The organism is Nitrospirillum viridazoti CBAmc, from assembly GCF_000730165.1.
Classification (GTDB): domain Bacteria; phylum Pseudomonadota; class Alphaproteobacteria; order Azospirillales; family Azospirillaceae; genus Nitrospirillum; species Nitrospirillum viridazoti.
This window is the reverse complement of the sequence record NZ_CP022110.1, coordinates 2,603,847-2,620,000: the sequence shown is the minus strand read 5'-3', so window position 1 is coordinate 2,620,000 and position 16,154 is coordinate 2,603,847. Positions and strand designations below refer to the sequence as shown.

The window sequence follows — 16,154 nt, the reverse complement described above, 5'->3', positions numbered from 1 at the left end:
CGCCGGGTGGGGAGGTGGCGGAACCTGGCCACCCTCTCTATGTTCTTCACGCCCACATCGCCAACCGGAGGGTCGTGCATGCATTTGAATTTGCTCGCCTTGGATATTCCCGCGCTTGATACCGTGGACCAGAAGACCCAGGCGTTCCTGGTCAGCCTCAACGCCCTCATCCCCTGGATCGTGACCAACGGTGTCAGCCTGCTGGCGGCCATCCTGATCCTGCTCATCGGCCTGTGGCTGTCGGGCAAGGTCAGCCGCATCGTCACGGCTGTCCTGGGTCGCACCCCCCAGTTCGACGCCATGTTGCGCGGCTTCTTCGCCAGCCTGGCACGCTACGCCGTGCTGACGCTGACCGTGCTGGCGGTGCTGGCCCAGTTCGGCATCCAGACGGCCAGCCTGGTCGCCGTCATTGGCGCCGCCGGCCTCGCCATCGGCCTGGCGCTGCAGGGTACCCTGTCCAGCCTGGCGGCCGGCGTCATGCTGCTGATCTTCCGGCCCTTCAAGATCGGCGATAAGGTGCAGGTCGGTGGCGCCACCGGTACCGTGCGCGACCTGTCGCTGTTCTGGACCGAACTGATTTCCGACGACCAGATCCAGATCATCATCCCCAACAACAGCGTGTGGGGCCAAGCGCTGCGCAATATGAGCGTCCATCCCACCACCGTCCATGCCGGCGAGCTGCGCTTCCGTATTCCGGAAACCAGCGACCTGGATGGCGTGGCCGAGGCGGTGCGCCTTATCGTGGCCGCCGACCCGCGCATCCAGCCCAATCCCACCGTTCTGTTCGACCGCACCGGTGACACCCGCGCGCTGGACGTGGTGGTGGGCTTCTCCACCGCCGACGACATCGTGCCCGCCGTGAAGAGCGACCTTATCCGCGCCGTCCACGCGACGGCGCTGCCCACCGAACCCCAAGCGGGCCCCTCTGCTGCGTGATCTGAAGGAGCCATGGCGGAAAACGACAGCCGTCCGGTGAGCTACCGGGCGGCTGTCGTGCTATGGGGACGCCACATCTCTGGCATGGTCTTCGCGACTCGCATGGCGGCCGAGCGACTGACACCGTTGTCTATCATCTCGCAGGTGCCATATTTTAGTTCGCAGTTGCAGCATGCGCTGCCGCCCGTCGTCATCCGAGGTCCGCCATGTCCCGCTCTATCGCTGCCCACTCCATCCTGTTTTCCGCCGTCGTCGCCGGGGCCGTGGGCCTGGCGACCGTGGCCCGCTCTGAGACCCTGTCCGCCGACACGGCTCTGAAGGCCAAGTTCGACGCCGTCGACGTCAACCTCTACTACCACCCTACCAAGGCCGGGTATCAGGTGGTGGTGACCGCCGGTACCCAGGATCCGGCCAGCACTGTCCGTTTCATGTCCACCCTGGCCCCAGACCAGGAGACCGTCGTGTCCGTGCCGCGCGGCGCCGGCCAGCAGGCCCTGGAGCTGCGCCTGCGCCGCATCGGCGACCAGCTGGAGCTGGTGCGCCCGGTGTCGTGATCCGGCCGATATCCGTCCATTCGCATCCGTCAAAAGCCCGTGGCTCCGGCCACGGGCTTTTTTGTCGTGGTGCGCCAGGCATGGCGCGAGGTGCGTAAGCACCGAGAGCCGGGTTGGTAACCGGCTTGTGACTTGGAGGTGGAAGTCCTCTACGGGCCCTGGTGATGGGAACCGTTAGCCGAACAGCAAGGGCGTCACCGCGAGGTGGGGTCCGAAGGAAGCTGTAAGCAAAGTGCCGGCCTGACGAACAGGAATCGCATGAGGCGTCCGCACCTGGGCGAGGGAGCCATTAAGCCCGAAGCCCGATATCACCCGGAAGGTGCTGGCGTATATGCGGCGGGTATATGGCATGAAGGTCACGCGTCTTACCCTGGGAGGTCTGCCGCCCTGCCCCTGGCGACAGGTGTGCTACCGGCGTCGTGAGGCGCCGGGATGGGGTGGCAGAAGTCAGCAGAAGCCGTAGTAGCCGGCGCACCGGGCTGGTGAAGGGCAGAACATGGAGTGCCGGAAGGAGGCCTGGCTTTCGATGGTGACAGGAGACGCGGCCAGCGGGTCTGGGAAGACCCGCATCCCCCCTGAAGGTAGCGGCCGGCAGCCGCGAGGATACGGGCGGGATGCGTCAAGCGCCACGGCAGGTCGGTCCCTCCAACCGGAGGCGGAGGAGCGTTTGCTGGAGGAAGTTCTCAGCCGTGAGAATATGAGGCGGGCCTACGACCGGGTGATGGCGAACCAGGGCGCCGCGGGCATCGATGGGATGCCGGTCGGGGCGCTGAAGCCGTACCTGGTGGAGCATTGGGCGCGCCTCAAGGAAGAGCTGCTGGCGGGCCGGTACCTGCCGTCGCCGGTGCGCGGGGTTGAGATCCCCAAGCCCGGTGGCGGCGTCCGGCTGTTGGGTATCCCGACAGTCGTGGACCGGCTGATCCAGCAGGCGTTGCATCAGGTGCTGATGCCGCTGTTCGATCCGGACTTCTCCGGGTCCTCCTACGGGTTCCGTCCCGGACGGAGCACCCACCAGGCGGTGCGGGCCGCGCGGTCGCACATGGCGGCCGGGCTGCGCTGGGTGGTGGACCTGGACCTTGAAAAGTTCTTCGACCGTGTGAACCACGATGTGCTGATGGCCCGCGTGGCGCGCAAGGTGAGGGACCGACGGGTGCTGCGGCTGATCCGCCGCTACCTGCGGGCCGGATTGATGCTGGGCGGGGTGACGGCGGCGCGTGGCGAGGGAACGCCCCAGGGAGGGCCCTTGTCGCCGTTGTTGTCGAACATCCTGCTCGACGACCTGGACCGGGAACTGGAGCGCCGGGGCCACGCGTTCTGCCGATATGCTGACGACTGCAACATCTATGTGCGGTCCCGGCGTGCCGGCGAACGGGTCATGGCCTCGATCACCCGGTTCCTATCCGAGCGGCTGCGGCTGACGGTCAACCGCGCCAAGAGCGCGGTGGCCCGCCCCTGGGACCGGGCGTTCCTGGGCTATAGTGTGACGGTCCACAAACAGCCGCGCCTCAAGGTGGCGGCCAAGGGCGTGGACCGGTTGCGCGACAAGCTCAGGGGCCTGTTCCGGGCCGGACGCGGACGTTCCCTGGCCTACACCATCGAGACCCTCGCCCCCATCCTGCGCGGCTGGACGGCCTACTTCCGGCTGGCCGAGGTGAAGGGCACCTTCGAGGACCTTGATGGATGGCTGCGGCGCAAACTGCGCTGTATCCTTTGGCGCCAATGGAAACGCCCGCGCACCCGGGCCACAAACCTGATGCGGCGAGGATTGGATGAGGCCCGCGCATGGGCGTCCGCCTGCAATGGACGCGGCCCCTGGTGGAATGCTGGGGCCAGCCACATGAACGACGCCTACCGGAAATCCTTCTTCGACACTCTCGGCCTGCCATCCCTCATGGCAACCCATCAACGCCTAAACCACGCTTCATGAACCGCCGTATACGGAACCGTACGTACGGTGGTGTGGGAGGGGGGAGGTACGAGCCTCCCTCCTACCCGATGGCAAAGGCCTATGCCCCCAGCATCTCGCGGACCTTGGCGCCCAGGGCCTCCAGCGTGAAGGGCTTGGGCAGGATGTCCATGCCAGGCTGCAGGAAGCCGGCGCGGGCCGTGGCGTTCTCGGCATAGCCGGTGATGAACAGCACCTTCAGCCGGGGACGGAACTGTCGGGCGATTTCCGCCAACTGGCGGCCGTTCATGTTGGGCAGGCCCACGTCGGTCACCAGCAGGTCGATGGCGCGCCGGGATTCCAGGTGGGGGATGGCGCCCCGCGCGTCCGCCGCCTCGATATGGCGGTATCCCAGGTCCTCCAACACGTCGATGACCAGCATGCGTACCGTGCTGTCATCCTCCACCACCAGCACCGTCTCCCCCAGCCCGGGTGGGGCGGCGGGCTCGGGCGCTGGCGCCTCCGTCTCTTCCGGCGGGGCCCGGCGCAAGGTCAGGGTGACGGTGGTGCCCTGACCGACCTCGCTGTCGATATGGACATGACCACCGGACTGGCGGGCATAGCCGTAGATCATCGACAGACCCAGGCCCGTGCCCTGGCCGATGGGCTTGGTGGTGAAGAAGGGATCGAAGGCCTTTTCCCGCACCGAGGGCACCATGCCCGTGCCCGTGTCCGACACCTGGACCACGACATAATCGCCGGCGGTGCGCTTCTCCGCCCCGTCGCTGCTCTCCCCCAGGGTCTGGTTGGCGGTGGTGATGGTCAGATGGCCCCCGCCCGGCATGGCGTCACGGGCGTTCAGCGCCAGGTTCAGCAGCGCGCTTTCGAACTGATTGGCGTCGGTCAGCGCTGGCCACAGGCTGGGGGCCAACCGCGTTTCCAGGGTAATGTCCGATCCCAATGTGCGACGCAACACGTCGGCGAAATTGACGACCAGGGCGTTCACGTCCTGGGGCCGGGTATCCAGCGACTGCCGTCGGGCGAAGGCCAGCAGGCGATGAGTCAGGGCCGCGGCCCGCTGCACCGCCGTCGACGCCGCGTCCAGATAGCGGTCCAGCCCCTGAGGGCGCCCCGCGTCCACCCGCCGGCGGATCAGCTCCACGGCGCCCGAGATGCCCATGAGCATGTTGTTGAAGTCGTGGGCGATGCCCCCCGTCAGCTGACCCAGCGCCTCCATCTTCTGCGCCTGACGCAGCTGTTCCTCGGCGGCATGGCGGGCGGTCACGTCCATGGCCTCCGGCACGATGGCGATGACCTTTCCCGCCCCGTCGAGCACCGGCCGCAATGAGAAGTCGAAGATGTGCCGGCCGGCGGGCAGATTGATGATGACTTCCCGGCGCACGGTGCGTCCCGCCCGCACCAGGGGTAGGGCAGTGCGCACCAGATCGGGCATGCCCGGCGTGGCGGTGAACCACGGTGTCTCCCAGAAGAGCTTGCCCACCACGTCCTCCCGCCGCGCCCGGATGCCGGCCAGCGAGGTGGGGTTGGCGTCCAGCACGATGCCCTCGGGCGACAGCAGGCCCTGATGCTGGTAGCTGGTGTTGAAGACGGAGCGTAGCCGCGCCTCCGACCGCTCCAGGGCCTGGGCTTGCTCCCGCTCCCGCGTCACATCGCGGCCGGCGGCATAGATCAGCCCGCCCTCCGGTGCCGCCACCCAGCCGATCCAACGATAGCTGCCATCGCGATGGCGGCAACGGGCCTCGACATTGTTCAGCGCCTCCCTTGAGGCGTGGGCCAGGGCCTTGGCCTTCAATTCCCGATCATCCGGATGCGTCAGGTCCAGATAGTGCTTGCCGATCAGCTCCTCGGGCTCCCAGCCCAGGATGGTGCGCCAGGCGGGGTTGGCGGCGCGGAAGACGCCCTCGGGGCTGACGACCAGCAGCAGGTCCTGGGCATTGTTCCAGGCGCTGTCCCGCTCCCGCGTGCGCTCCGCCACTTGGCGTTCCAAGGTTTCGTTCATATGGGCCAAGGCCTCGGTGGCGGCCTTCTGGTCCTCGATATCGGTGGTGGTGCCCAGCCAGCGCAGGATGGCGCCGCCCTCGTCCCGGATGGGGACCGCGCGCGCCAGGTGCCAGCGATAGACACCGTCGGCCCGGCGCAGGCGGAACTCCGCCGTGTAGGTCCCGCCCGCCTTCACGGCGGCGGCCCAGCCTCCGGCGGCCCGGGCCAGGTCGTCCGGATGGGTCACCCAGGTCCACGCCTGGCCGTCCAGGGCGCCGGTGGGGGCGCCGGTATAGGCATAGGCGTGCGGGTTGAACCAGTCGAGGTTTCCCTCCGGTGTGGCTGTCCACACCAGCGCGGGCATGGCCTCCGCCAATGTGCGGAACTGGGCCTCGCTGTCGCGCAGGCGCTGCAGGGCCAGCACGCGGTCCGTCGTCTCATCGACGATGCAGACCACGCCCTCCACCTCTCCCGCCTCGTTGCGCGCGGGGGAGTAGGAGATGTCGAAATAGACGGTCTCGATATAGCCCTTGCGCTCGATGCGGAAGGGGCGGTCCTTGGCCACCACCGTTTCGCCATCGCGCGCCTGTCGCAGCAGCGGCTCCAGATCGTCCCACAACTCCGTCCAGTACTCACGGGCGGGGCGGCCCAGGGCGTGGGGGTGCTTGTTGCCAATGGTGGGGGCGTAGGCGGCGTTGTAGAGGGCCACGAACTCCGGCCCCCAGAACATCACGATCTGGGCCTGGGCCGGCAGGATCAGGCTGACGGCCCCCTTCAGGGTGGGCGACCAGCCCGCCACCGGACCCAGCGGCGAGGTGGACCAGTCCATGGCGCGCATCTGCGCACTGATGGCGCAGTCGCCGTCCGGGAACGGTATGCCGCTCCGGCCATCCACGTCGTCCCGCGCCGCCGTTCCCTTCCTCACCACCTGGCCCCGCCCGAAAATCTGGCCCGCGTGAAATCCGGCGCGGACTCTTGCCTCGAAACCTTGCTCAGACAGCAAACTAGGCTGAACAGCCTTGGCTTACAGGGCGGCTCCGTCAATCGCGCCGCTGGTGGCGGGCGAACCCGTCTTTCGTCCTATGACGCCGGAGGCGGGCCTAGCCCTTCGGCTTGGCGGGCATCTGCCGTCTTGAGTGGCAGGGGAATAAATGTGATTAATGAAACGTTACCGCTAACATCGCCCTTCCGGCCTTCAGAAATCGTTTTCATCCGGAAGATTGACCATAAAAATGAACGATAGGGAGTGACTCCATGAATCGCGCGCTCCGGGTTGCGGCCTGTGCCGCCCTGCTCAGCCTGCCGCTGACCGCCCTGCTTGTGCCGCCCACGGCGGCGGCCAGGGCAACCCCGTCGACAGCCGCGTCGACGTACCAGAACTTTCGGGTCGCGATCTACATCGCCGTCACCAGTACCCGCCAGCTGGCCGACAAGGCCACCTTCGACCGCGAGTTCGAGCGGGCGATGCGCCAGACCCATTTCAACAAGGTCTACCTTGAGGTCTATCGCAACCACGTCTTCGCCACCGACGAGGAGGTGACCCGCGTCAAGAAATGGTTCGAGGAAAAGGGCGTGCAGGTGTCGGGCGGCATCACCCTGGCCGCCGGCGGCGAGGGTGGGCAGTTCGGCACCTTCGACTATGAGAAGCCGGCTGACCGCGAGGAATGCGCCAAGGCGGCGGCGCTGGCCGCCAAGCACTTTGACGACGTGATCCTGGACGATTTCTTCTTCTATGCCAGCAAGAGCGACGCCGACATCGCCGCCAAGGGCAACCGCAGCTGGACCCAGTACCGGCTGGAGACCATGCGGCAGGTGGCGCGCGACCTGGTGCTGAAGCCGGCGAAGGCGGCCAATCCCAAGGTCCGCATGATCATCAAGTACCCCAACTGGTACGAACACTTCCAGGGCGCGGGCTATGATCTGGAGCAGGAGTCCCAGGATTTCGACGCCATCTACACCGGCACCGAGACGCGCGACCCGGTGATCACCGACCAGTTGCTGCAGCAATACGAGAGCTATGAGATCTATCGGTACTACAGCAACATCCGCCCCACCGATGCGAAAGGCGGGGTGGGCAACGGCGGCGGCTGGGTGGATACCTATTCCACCCTCTACGTCGACCGCTATGCCGAGCAGCTGTGGGATACGCTGTTCGCCAAGGCGCCGGAGATTACCCTGTTCAACTGGCGCCCCATGTCGGAGGCCGAGGCGGTGAAGCCGGGCGACCGCCAGGCCTGGGCCAACCTGCCCACCAGCTTCCGCTGGCAGGAGATGGTCTCAGGCTACAAGGCGGGCGCCCAGGCCAACGACCCCGGCCCGGGCTGGGGCCGCGCCGCCGGCTATGCACTGGAGACGGTGGACAAGGATCTGGGCAAGCTGGGCAAGCCCATCGGCATCGCCAGCTACAAGCCTTACCAGTCCTCCGGCGAGGATTTCCTGCATAACTATCTGGGCACCATCGGCATTCCGATCGAACTGTCGCCCAAGTTCCCCACCAATGCCGACGTGGCCCTGCTGACGCAGGCGGCGGCGCAAGACCCCAAGATCGTGGATGAGATCAAGGGCAACCTGGTGGCGGGCAAGACGGTGGTCATCACCTCCGGCCTGCTGTCCGCACTCAAGGGGAAAGGCATCGAGGACATCGCGGAGGTGTGGGACACGGGCCGCAAGGTGGCCATCCACGACTTCATCAACGGCTACGGCGCCGGCAACGGCGACAGCCTGAACGACCCGGCGCATGATGGCGTGTCCGATAGCAGGCCCGCCGTGCTGTTCCCCGAGATCCACTACTACACCAACGACAGCTGGCCCATCATTCGCGGCGTGGCCAATGCCAAGGGCTTCCCCATCCTGCTGATGAACCGGTATTCCAAGGGCGTCCTCTATGTCCTGACCATGCCGGACAACCCAGGCGATCTGTACAACCTGCCCCAGGGCCTGGTGACCGAGATCAAGAAGTACCTGCAGCAGGACTTCCCCGTGCGCCTGGACAGCCCGGACCATGTCAGCCTGTTCGCCTATGACAACGACACCTTCGTGGTGGAGTCCTTCCGCGACCAGCCGGTGCCGGTGACCCTGTCGCTGCTGGGCCAGGGCGTGCATCTGCGCAACCTGTCCACCAACGCCGCCATCACCGCCGCGCCGGCGGCGGCGCCCAAGGACGGCAAGTTCCGGCGGGACAACGTGGCCGCCCGCACCGATTTCGGCGTGACGGTGCAGCCGCATTCCTACCAGGTGTTCAAGATCGAGAGGTGAAGCGGCGTACGCTGATGTCCCGCATGTGTTCCTGAGGCCGGCGACCGCCGGCCCCGGAGCGAGTACCGAAGGGCGCAGCGAGGATAGCCCAGGCCGCGGATGCGGCCGCCCGGCGCATGAGGGAACAAATCAACCTGTGATCTGTTCCCTTTCCGTTCATAGGTGATCTGCTAGGATGCCGGGGCCATGACCAGCCCCGGCATCCGCAAGATCATCCACGTCGACATGGACGCGTTCTATGCGTCGGTGGAACAGCGCGACAACCCGCATCTGCGCGGGCGGCCGGTGGCCGTGGGCTACGGCGCCAAGCGCGGCGTGGTGGCGGCGGCCAGCTACGAGGCGCGGGAATATGGCGTGCGCAGCGCCATGCCCTCTACCACCGCCTTGCGCAAGTGCCCGCCGCTGATCTTCGTGCCGCCCCGGTTCGAGGTCTACCGCGCCATCTCCCGCCAGATCCGGGAAATCTTCGCCGACTACACCGACCTGATCGAGCCCCTGTCGCTGGACGAGGCCTATCTGGACGTGACGGAAAACCGCCGGGGCCTGCCCACGGCGACGGCCACCGCCACGGAAATCCGCGCCCGCATCAAGGCGGAAACGGGGCTGAACGCCTCGGCCGGCATTTCCTACAACAAATTCCTGGCCAAGCTGGCCTCGGACTACCGCAAGCCCAACGGCCAGTTCGTGGTCCCGCCCGGCCATGGCGAGGCCTTCGTGGAAAACCTGCCGGTGGCCAAATTCCACGGCGTAGGTCCGGTGACGGCGGAAAAGATGAACAGCCTGGGCATCCACACCGGCGCCGACCTGCGCCGCCAGACCGTCAGCTTCCTGCAAACCCATTTCGGCAAGTCCGGTCCCTGGTACCACGCCATCGCCCATGGCGAGGACCACCGCCCCGTGGTCTCCGACCGGCCACGCAAATCCTCCGGCTCCGAAACCACCTTCCTGGAGGATTTGACGGAGCCGGCGGCGGTGGAGCAGGGCGTGCTGTCCATGGCGGATGAGGTCTGGGCCTGGTGTGAGAAGGCCCAGGCCTTCGGCCGCACCGTGACGGTGAAGATCAAGTACGGCGACTTCCGCCAGGCCACCCGCAGCCGCACCCTGGCGGCACCCGTGGTGTCGCAGGGCCTCCTGCGCGACACGGCCGTGGAACTGGTGCGCACCGTCTATCCCCTGCCCACGGGCGTGCGCCTGCTGGGGGTGACCGTTTCCAGTTTCGAGGCGTCCGGCCCGCCGGCGCAGCTGGAGTTCGGGTTCTGACACCCAGCCCCGCTGCGCCGGTCGCCGGGATCATCCGGCCACGCTTTCCACCGCCTCCATGATGACCTGGGCCACGGCCTCCGGCATCGACAGCAGGGACAGATGGCTGGCCTTCAGCTCGGTGGTGCGGGCGTTCATCACGCCGGCCAGCTTGCGCTGCAACTCGACGCTGACGATCCGGTCGTCGCTGGAAACGATGTACCAGCTGGGCCGGCTGGACCAGGCGGCCTCGGTGATCGTGTCGGTGAAGGTGCGGGCCGCCAGGGGCGGCTGGAGCACCGCCAAAAGCCTGGCCTCTTCCTCCGGCAGGTCCTGGCCCACGTCCTGCACCCAGCCCTCGGCGCTCAGGGTCAGGAAGCCGGCGCCGTCGTCGATGATCTTGGCCAGAGCCGGCGGCGGGGCATGCGCCCCGACCAGGTCGCCGGTGCTCTGGCCCACGCCCGGTGCGAAGGCCGCGACATAGACCAGTGCCTTCACCTTCGGGTCGTTTCCGGCCTCGGTGATGACCGTGCCGCCCCAACTGTGCCCCACCAGCACGACCGGTCCGGAGATGGTGTTCAGCGCCCGCCGGGTCGCCGCCACGTCGTCGGCGAGGGAGGTGGTGGGGTTCTGGACGGCGACGACGCGCAAGCCTTTCTTCATCAGCAGGGGGATGACGCGGCGCCAGCTGGAGCCATCGGCCCAGGCGCCATGGACGAGCACGACGGTCGGGCTGGGGGAGGGCGGGGTGGGTTCCATGGGCTTCAGCTCCTGAGTGAGACGACCCGTCGGGGGACGGTCGTCACATCTTCAGGGGCGGGGGCTGGTGCCGTATTGGAGAATGCGCGAGGCTTTGGAGGTTTGGCGGTCATATTTCGCCCCTGAAGGCCATCCCCATCATTACGCTATGCGTAATAATGAAGTGCCGAGACCGATAATTCTCAGCAAGGGCCGATTGGGCGACCCTGCGTTCGCGGATCGGGAATGACCCCGGTCCTGAACATCGGGAACCGGATCATGAAGCTCTATCACCATCCCCTGTCGGGCCATTCCCACCGGGCGCGCCTGTTCCTCTCGCTGCTAGCCGTGCCGCACGACCTGGTCGAGGTCGACCTGATGGCCGGCGCCCATAAGAAGCCGGAGTTCCTGGCCCTGAACCCCTTCGGCCAGGTGCCGGTGCTGGACGACGACGGCGTCGTCGTGTCGGACTCCAACGCCATCCTGGTCTATCTCGCCCGCAAGCTGGGCCGCGCCGACTGGCTGCCCGAGGATGCGCAGGGCACCGCCGCCGTGCAGCGCTGGCTGTCGGTGGCGGCGGGTGAGGTGGCGTACGGTCCGGCGGCGGCCCGCCTGGTCACCGTCTTCGGGTCCAAGCACAACCCGCAAGAGGTCATCGCCCGGGCGCACGGTTTGCTGAAGAACCTCGAGACCCATCTGGCGGATCGGGACTGGCTGGTGGGCGGGGCGCCGACCATCGCCGACGTGGCGCTCTACAGCTATGTGGCCCGCGCCCCGGAAGGAAACGTCGACCTGGCGGACTATCCCGGCGTCATCGCCTTCCTGCGCCGGATCGAGGCGCTGCCGGGCTTCGTGCCCTTCGTCGAGACGCCGGTGGGCCTCGCGGCCCAGGGCGTGACTGCTGCGTGACCCGGTGGCGCGGGCGCGCCACCGGGTGCGCTCGCTCGGCCCTGCCCGAAGGACCTGGGCCCGAAGGAGATGGAAATGAGCGACACCGCGTTGACCAAGCTGGCGGTCTGGCATGCCGGCGAGAAGACCATCCAGGAGAAGGTCGGTGTGGCCGAGCGGATGGCGAGCGTGGGGCAGCGGGTGATCCGCGACTACATGCCCGACCAGCACCGCGACTTCTATGCCCAGATACCCTTCATCGTGGCGGGCAGTGTCGACCCTGCGGGCGACGCCTGGGCCACCCTGCTGGCGGGGCGGCCGGGCTTCATCACCTCCCCCACGCCCCGGTCGCTGGCGATCGACGCGCGGCCCGATCCCACCGATCCGGCGGCCCAGGGTATCGGGGAAGGTGAGGCCATCGGCCTGCTGGGCATCGAGCTGCACACCCGCCGGCGCAACCGGGTGAACGGCATTCTGCGGTCCGGCGCCGGTCCCTTCCTCTTCCAGGTGGACCAGAGCTTCGGCAACTGCCCGCAGTATATCCAGCTGCGCGATTACCGCTTCGTCCGCGACCCTGCCGAGGTGTTCACCGGCCCGGTGCTGGAAAACGCCGAGCTGGACGCCGAGGCGCGGCGTATGATCGCGGCGGCGGACACCTTCTTCGTGGCGTCGTATGCCGACCGGGACGACCGCCGCCAGGTGGACGTGTCGCATCGCGGCGGTAAGGCCGGCTTCGTCCACGTGGCCGCGGACGGCACGCTGACCATCCCGGACTTCGCCGGCAACCTGTTCTTCGCCACGCTGGGCAACATCCTGGTGAACGGCAAGGCCGGGCTGGTGTTCATCGATTTCGAGACCGGCGACATGCTGCAGCTGACGGGCGACGCCCAGGTCATCCTGGACAGCCCCGAGGTCGCCGCCTTTCAGGGGGCGGAGCGGCTGTGGACCTTCCGCGCCCGGCGGGTGGTGCGGCGCCCGGGCGTCTTCGCCCTGCGCTGGGATTTCCAGGAGGACGGTTGGTCCCCCAATTCCCTGATGACGGGCGACTGGGCGCAAGCCGCCGATCGTCTGCGCGCGGCGGACTTGGCCATGCGCTGGCGGCCGTTCAAGGTGACGCGGATCGTGGATGAAAGCGCCACCATCCGTTCCTTCCACCTGATGCCGGACGACGGCGTCGGCCTGATCCCGCATGAGGCGGGGCAGCACCTGCCCATCCGCCTGACCCTTCCCGGCGCGGACAAGCCGGTCATCCGCACCTACACCCTCTCGGTGGCGCCGTCCGACGCCGTCTATCGCATCAGCGTGAAGCGCGACGGCCTGGTCTCCAGCCATCTGCACGACCATGTCCGCGTGGGTGACGTCATTGAGGCGCGGGCGCCGGCTGGGGGTTTCACCATCGACGCCCGGCAGAAGCGGCCGGCCGTGCTGCTGGGCGCCGGCGTGGGCATCACTCCCATGCTGGCCATGCTGCGCCACGTGGTTTACGAGGGCTTGCGGACCCGCGGCGTCCGCCCCACCACCCTGTTCCATGCCGCCCGGACCAAGGCGGACCGGCCCTTCGAGGCCGAAGTGGCGGAACTGGTGGCGGCGGCCAGGGGCGCGGTGCGGGTTGTACGGGTCCTGAGCGACGCCACCGGCGCGGCGGAGGGGGCCGATTACGAGGCCGCCGGGCGCATCGACATGGCGCTGCTGGGCCGCTTCCTGGCGTTCAACGACTACGACTTCTACCTGTGCGGTCCGGGACCCTTCATGCAGGCGATCTACGATGGCTTGCGCGGCCTGAACGTCGCCGATGAGCGCATCCATGCCGAGGCTTTCGGCCCCTCTTCCCTGGTGCGGACGGCCGACAAGGCCACCACCGCGGCGCCACCGCGCCAGCCGCCCGCCAGCGGTCCCGTGCCGGTGGTCTTCACCACGGCGTTGAAGGAGGCGCGCTGGACGCCCGGCTCCGGCACGCTGCTGGAACTGGCGGAGGCCCGGGGCCTGAGCCCGGAGTTCAGCTGCCGCTCGGGCACCTGCGGCAGTTGCCGGACCAAGGTCCTGGCCGGGGCCGTGACTTACGTGAAGGAACCAACCGCCCCGGTGGCCGAGGGCGAGGCGCTGATCTGCTGCGCCGTCCCGGCCGAGCAGCCCGAGGGCGCGGGCCCGCTGCAACTGGCGCTCTGATCCCGAACCGGAGACGACATCATGTTTTACCTGCTGATGCCGGAGGCCATGGGCATGGCCGCCGAAGCCACCCGGCTGATCCTCTGGCTGTTGCGCCGGCGGCTCGCCCGCCTTCGCTTCCTGCTTCGCGGCCCCGTCGCCATTGGCATCGACGTGCGGGGCACCCTGGCCAAGGGCGAACTGCCGGCGACCTTGCGCGAGCGTATCGCGTTGGCCATCGCCGAAGCCCACGGCTGCGACTTTTGAGGAGGCATGGACCCATGACCGCCGACACACTGGATGGGCGCGCACGCCTGTCGATCGAACTGGCCCTGACCGCCGGCAGTCCCGACCCCCGGCAGGATGCCGCCGCCCGTGCGCTGGGGATGTCGGGCGCGGAAATCGACGCCGCCCGCCAGGGCTGGAGCTTCGACGTGCGCACGTCCCTGGCCCTGGGGTTGGCGCTGGCGGCCGAGGACCTGCGCCAGGATCGCCGAGCCAGGGCGCTCAAGGCCGGCATTCCCGAAGCGGCCTGTCGCGAGATCGAGGCCCTGGCGCGCCAAGCCGACACCGGGGGAGGGCCTCGCCATGTGTGACGCAGACCAAGCGGATGACGGGGAGGAGGAGCCTTCGGCCCGTTGGGACGGCGCACCGCCGGCGCCTGACTATTTTCGCGACATGATCATCCAGGATCCATGTACTTATGCGGAGTTTCTGGCCCGGCTGATGTGAAGGCCGGGCGCGGAGGAGGGTTTCATGGATCGTTGGCAAGCCATGCGCATCTTCGTGAAGGTGGCCGAGACGGAAAGCTTCGCCGAAGCGGCGCGCCATCTGCACCTGAGCGCGCCGGCGGTCACCCGCGCCATCGCGGCGCTGGAGGAAGTCATCGGCGCCCGCCTGTTCGTGCGCACCACACGCTCGGTCAAGCTGACCGAGGCCGGCGGGCGCTACTTCGACGATTGCCGGCGCATCCTGGCCGACATCACGGAGGCGGAGGCCGCCGCCGCCGGGTCTTACGCCACGCCATCGGGAACGCTGACCGTCACGGCGTCCTTGCTGTTCGGGCAGATGTACGTGCTGCCCATCGTGACGGACTATCTGGACACCTATCCCGCCATGACGGCGCGCACCTTCTTCGTCGACCGCCCGGTGAACATCGTGGAGGAGGGGGTGGACGTGGCCGTCCGCATCGGCCGCCTGCCGGATTCAGGCTTCACCGCCATCAAGGTGGGCGCGGTCCGCCGGGTGGTCTGCGGCGCGCCGGCCTATTTTGAGAAGCATGGCGTGCCCTCCAACCCCGCGGAGTTGAAGGATCATCGCATCGCCGTTTCCACCAGCGCTTGGGCTTCCCCCGAATGGCGCTTCGCCGGCGATCAGCGGGTCGTCATCCACCCCACCTTGCACTGCAACACCAATGAGGCGGTGATCGCCACCGCCCAGGCCGGCTGGGGGCTGACGCGGGTGTTGCACTACCAGGTCGGCCCGGCCCTGCTGGAGGGGCGCCTGCAGGTGGTGCTCAGCGAGTATGAGGAGCCGCCGCTGCCCATCCACGTATTGTACGCCGAAGGGCGACAGGCACCGGCCAAGATCAGGGCCTTCGTCGACAGGGCGGTGGCCGCTTTGCGGGGCAATCGTTTATTGAACTGACCCGCTCAAACCCCCGCGCGCCGGCGCAGCTCGTTGCGCTTGGCCGCCACCTCGGCGCGGGCGCGCTGCACGGCTTCCATCTCGGTCGCCTCCAGCAGGCCCTCGATGACGCGGCCCAGATGGTCGCGCATGGCGGCGCGGGCGGCCTGGGGGTCGCGGGCGGCCAGGCTCTGCACGATGCGCTGATGTTCCTCCACGCGGGGTTGGTCGCCCACGGTGCGGGCGCGTTCCAGCATGGCCATGCACAGCGGCGACTTGTAGCGCATGTCCCAAAGCTGCTCGACCACGCCGACCAGGGCGGTGTTGCGGCTGGGGCGCGCGATGGTCAGGTGGAAGCGGCGGTCGGCCTGCTCCCCCACCGCGTTGCGCTCGTTCTCTTCCCCAATCTCGCGCAGCAGGGCGTTCAGTTCCGCCAGCTCCTCATCGGTGATGGTGGTGGCGGCCAGGGCGGCCACCTCGCCCTCCACCAGGCGGCGCGCCTCGGTCAGCTCAAAGGCGCCGATATCCAGTTCCGCCGCCGCCTCGCTGGGGGGCAACTGCTCCGTCACATAGATGCCGGAGCCATGGCGCGCCTCCACCAGCCCCAGGATTTCCAGGGTGATCATGGCCTCGCGCACTGTGGGGCGGCTGACATCGAACGTTTCCGCCAGGTCCCGTTCGGAGGGCAGGCGCTGGCCGGCGGCGTAGACGCCCCGGCGGATGTCGGCGGCTATGGCGTCGGCCACCTGGCGGTACAGGCGCTGGCCGTTGGCGGGTATGGGCAGCATGCGAGTGCTCTGACCAGATGGGAGGTGGACGGCGCCCAGGATAGGGCAGGGGCGCCCTTTCCCGCCAGTCCAATTCGTCTTCTTGACAGGTTCTTTGGC

The 16,154-nt window shown here is 68.0% G+C and carries 13 protein-coding genes; 10 read left to right on the top strand and 3 right to left on the bottom strand.

Annotated features, from left to right (window positions below; translation table 11 throughout):
- Nucleotides 1-78: 78 nt before the first annotated feature.
- The 3 genes from Y958_RS31970 to ltrA all read left to right on the top strand — a co-directional run bounded on the left by Y958_RS31970 (nucleotide 79) and on the right by ltrA (nucleotide 3,417).
- Nucleotides 79-936: a mechanosensitive ion channel family protein gene (locus tag Y958_RS31970; RefSeq protein ID WP_211098494.1), complete on the top strand. Its 858-nt coding sequence runs from the start codon at nucleotides 79-81 to the stop codon at nucleotides 934-936.
- 206 nt (nucleotides 937-1,142) lie between these two features.
- The gene (locus tag Y958_RS12050; protein ID WP_088872174.1) at nucleotides 1,143-1,490 is read left to right on the top strand and encodes a hypothetical protein; all 348 of its coding nucleotides are present in this window, start codon (nucleotides 1,143-1,145) and stop codon (nucleotides 1,488-1,490) included.
- A gap of 667 nt (nucleotides 1,491-2,157) precedes the next feature.
- Entirely contained in the window at nucleotides 2,158-3,417 is a 1,260-nt protein-coding gene (gene ltrA, locus Y958_RS12040; RefSeq protein WP_244909283.1) for a group II intron reverse transcriptase/maturase, read from the top strand.
- Between the two features lie 79 nt (nucleotides 3,418-3,496).
- On the opposite strand, the gene Y958_RS12035 is transcribed toward ltrA, so the two are convergent.
- Nucleotides 3,497-6,301, bottom strand: coding sequence for a hybrid sensor histidine kinase/response regulator (locus tag Y958_RS12035; RefSeq protein WP_145727954.1), 2,805 nt, complete (start codon nucleotides 6,299-6,301; stop codon nucleotides 3,497-3,499).
- 329 nt (nucleotides 6,302-6,630) lie between these two features.
- Between Y958_RS12035 and Y958_RS12030 the strand changes: the two genes are divergently transcribed.
- Together Y958_RS12030 and dinB are read left to right on the top strand one after the other, a co-directional pair.
- Entirely contained in the window at nucleotides 6,631-8,631 is a 2,001-nt protein-coding gene (locus Y958_RS12030) for a hypothetical protein (RefSeq protein ID WP_088872171.1), read from the top strand.
- Nucleotides 8,632-8,817: 186 nt separating this feature from the next.
- On the top strand, nucleotides 8,818-9,891 hold the full coding sequence (gene dinB, locus Y958_RS12025; RefSeq protein WP_040842443.1) for a DNA polymerase IV: 1,074 nt from the start codon (nucleotides 8,818-8,820) through the stop codon (nucleotides 9,889-9,891).
- A 30-nt stretch (nucleotides 9,892-9,921) separates the two neighbouring features.
- Here dinB and Y958_RS12020 read toward each other — a convergent pair whose 3' ends face one another.
- Nucleotides 9,922-10,629: an alpha/beta fold hydrolase gene (locus Y958_RS12020; protein ID WP_088872170.1), complete on the bottom strand. Its 708-nt coding sequence runs from the start codon at nucleotides 10,627-10,629 to the stop codon at nucleotides 9,922-9,924.
- A 258-nt stretch (nucleotides 10,630-10,887) separates the two neighbouring features.
- Between Y958_RS12020 and Y958_RS12015 the strand changes: the two genes are divergently transcribed.
- The 5 genes from Y958_RS12015 (at nucleotide 10,888) to Y958_RS11995 (ending at nucleotide 15,288) form a co-directional block, all read left to right on the top strand.
- On the top strand, nucleotides 10,888-11,517 hold the full coding sequence (locus Y958_RS12015) for a glutathione S-transferase family protein (RefSeq protein WP_088872626.1): 630 nt from the start codon (nucleotides 10,888-10,890) through the stop codon (nucleotides 11,515-11,517).
- A gap of 75 nt (nucleotides 11,518-11,592) precedes the next feature.
- A complete protein-coding gene (locus tag Y958_RS12010) occupies nucleotides 11,593-13,662 on the top strand; it encodes a 2Fe-2S iron-sulfur cluster-binding protein (RefSeq protein WP_088872169.1) in 2,070 nt (689 codons plus the stop codon).
- A 21-nt stretch (nucleotides 13,663-13,683) separates the two neighbouring features.
- Nucleotides 13,684-13,908 (top strand): hypothetical protein, encoded by a 225-nt coding sequence (locus Y958_RS12005; protein ID WP_088872168.1) that lies wholly within the window; start codon nucleotides 13,684-13,686, stop codon nucleotides 13,906-13,908.
- 14 nt (nucleotides 13,909-13,922) lie between these two features.
- Nucleotides 13,923-14,237 carry a hypothetical protein gene (locus tag Y958_RS12000; RefSeq protein WP_211098493.1) on the top strand — a complete coding sequence of 105 codons (315 nt, stop codon included), beginning with the start codon at nucleotides 13,923-13,925 and terminating at the stop codon, nucleotides 14,235-14,237.
- Nucleotides 14,238-14,397: 160 nt separating this feature from the next.
- Nucleotides 14,398-15,288 (top strand): LysR family transcriptional regulator, encoded by an 891-nt coding sequence (locus tag Y958_RS11995; protein WP_088872167.1) that lies wholly within the window; start codon nucleotides 14,398-14,400, stop codon nucleotides 15,286-15,288.
- Nucleotides 15,289-15,293: 5 nt separating this feature from the next.
- On the opposite strand, the gene Y958_RS11990 is transcribed toward Y958_RS11995, so the two are convergent.
- A complete protein-coding gene (locus tag Y958_RS11990) occupies nucleotides 15,294-16,055 on the bottom strand; it encodes a FadR/GntR family transcriptional regulator (RefSeq protein ID WP_088872166.1) in 762 nt (253 codons plus the stop codon).
- Nucleotides 16,056-16,154: the final 99 nt, after the last annotated feature.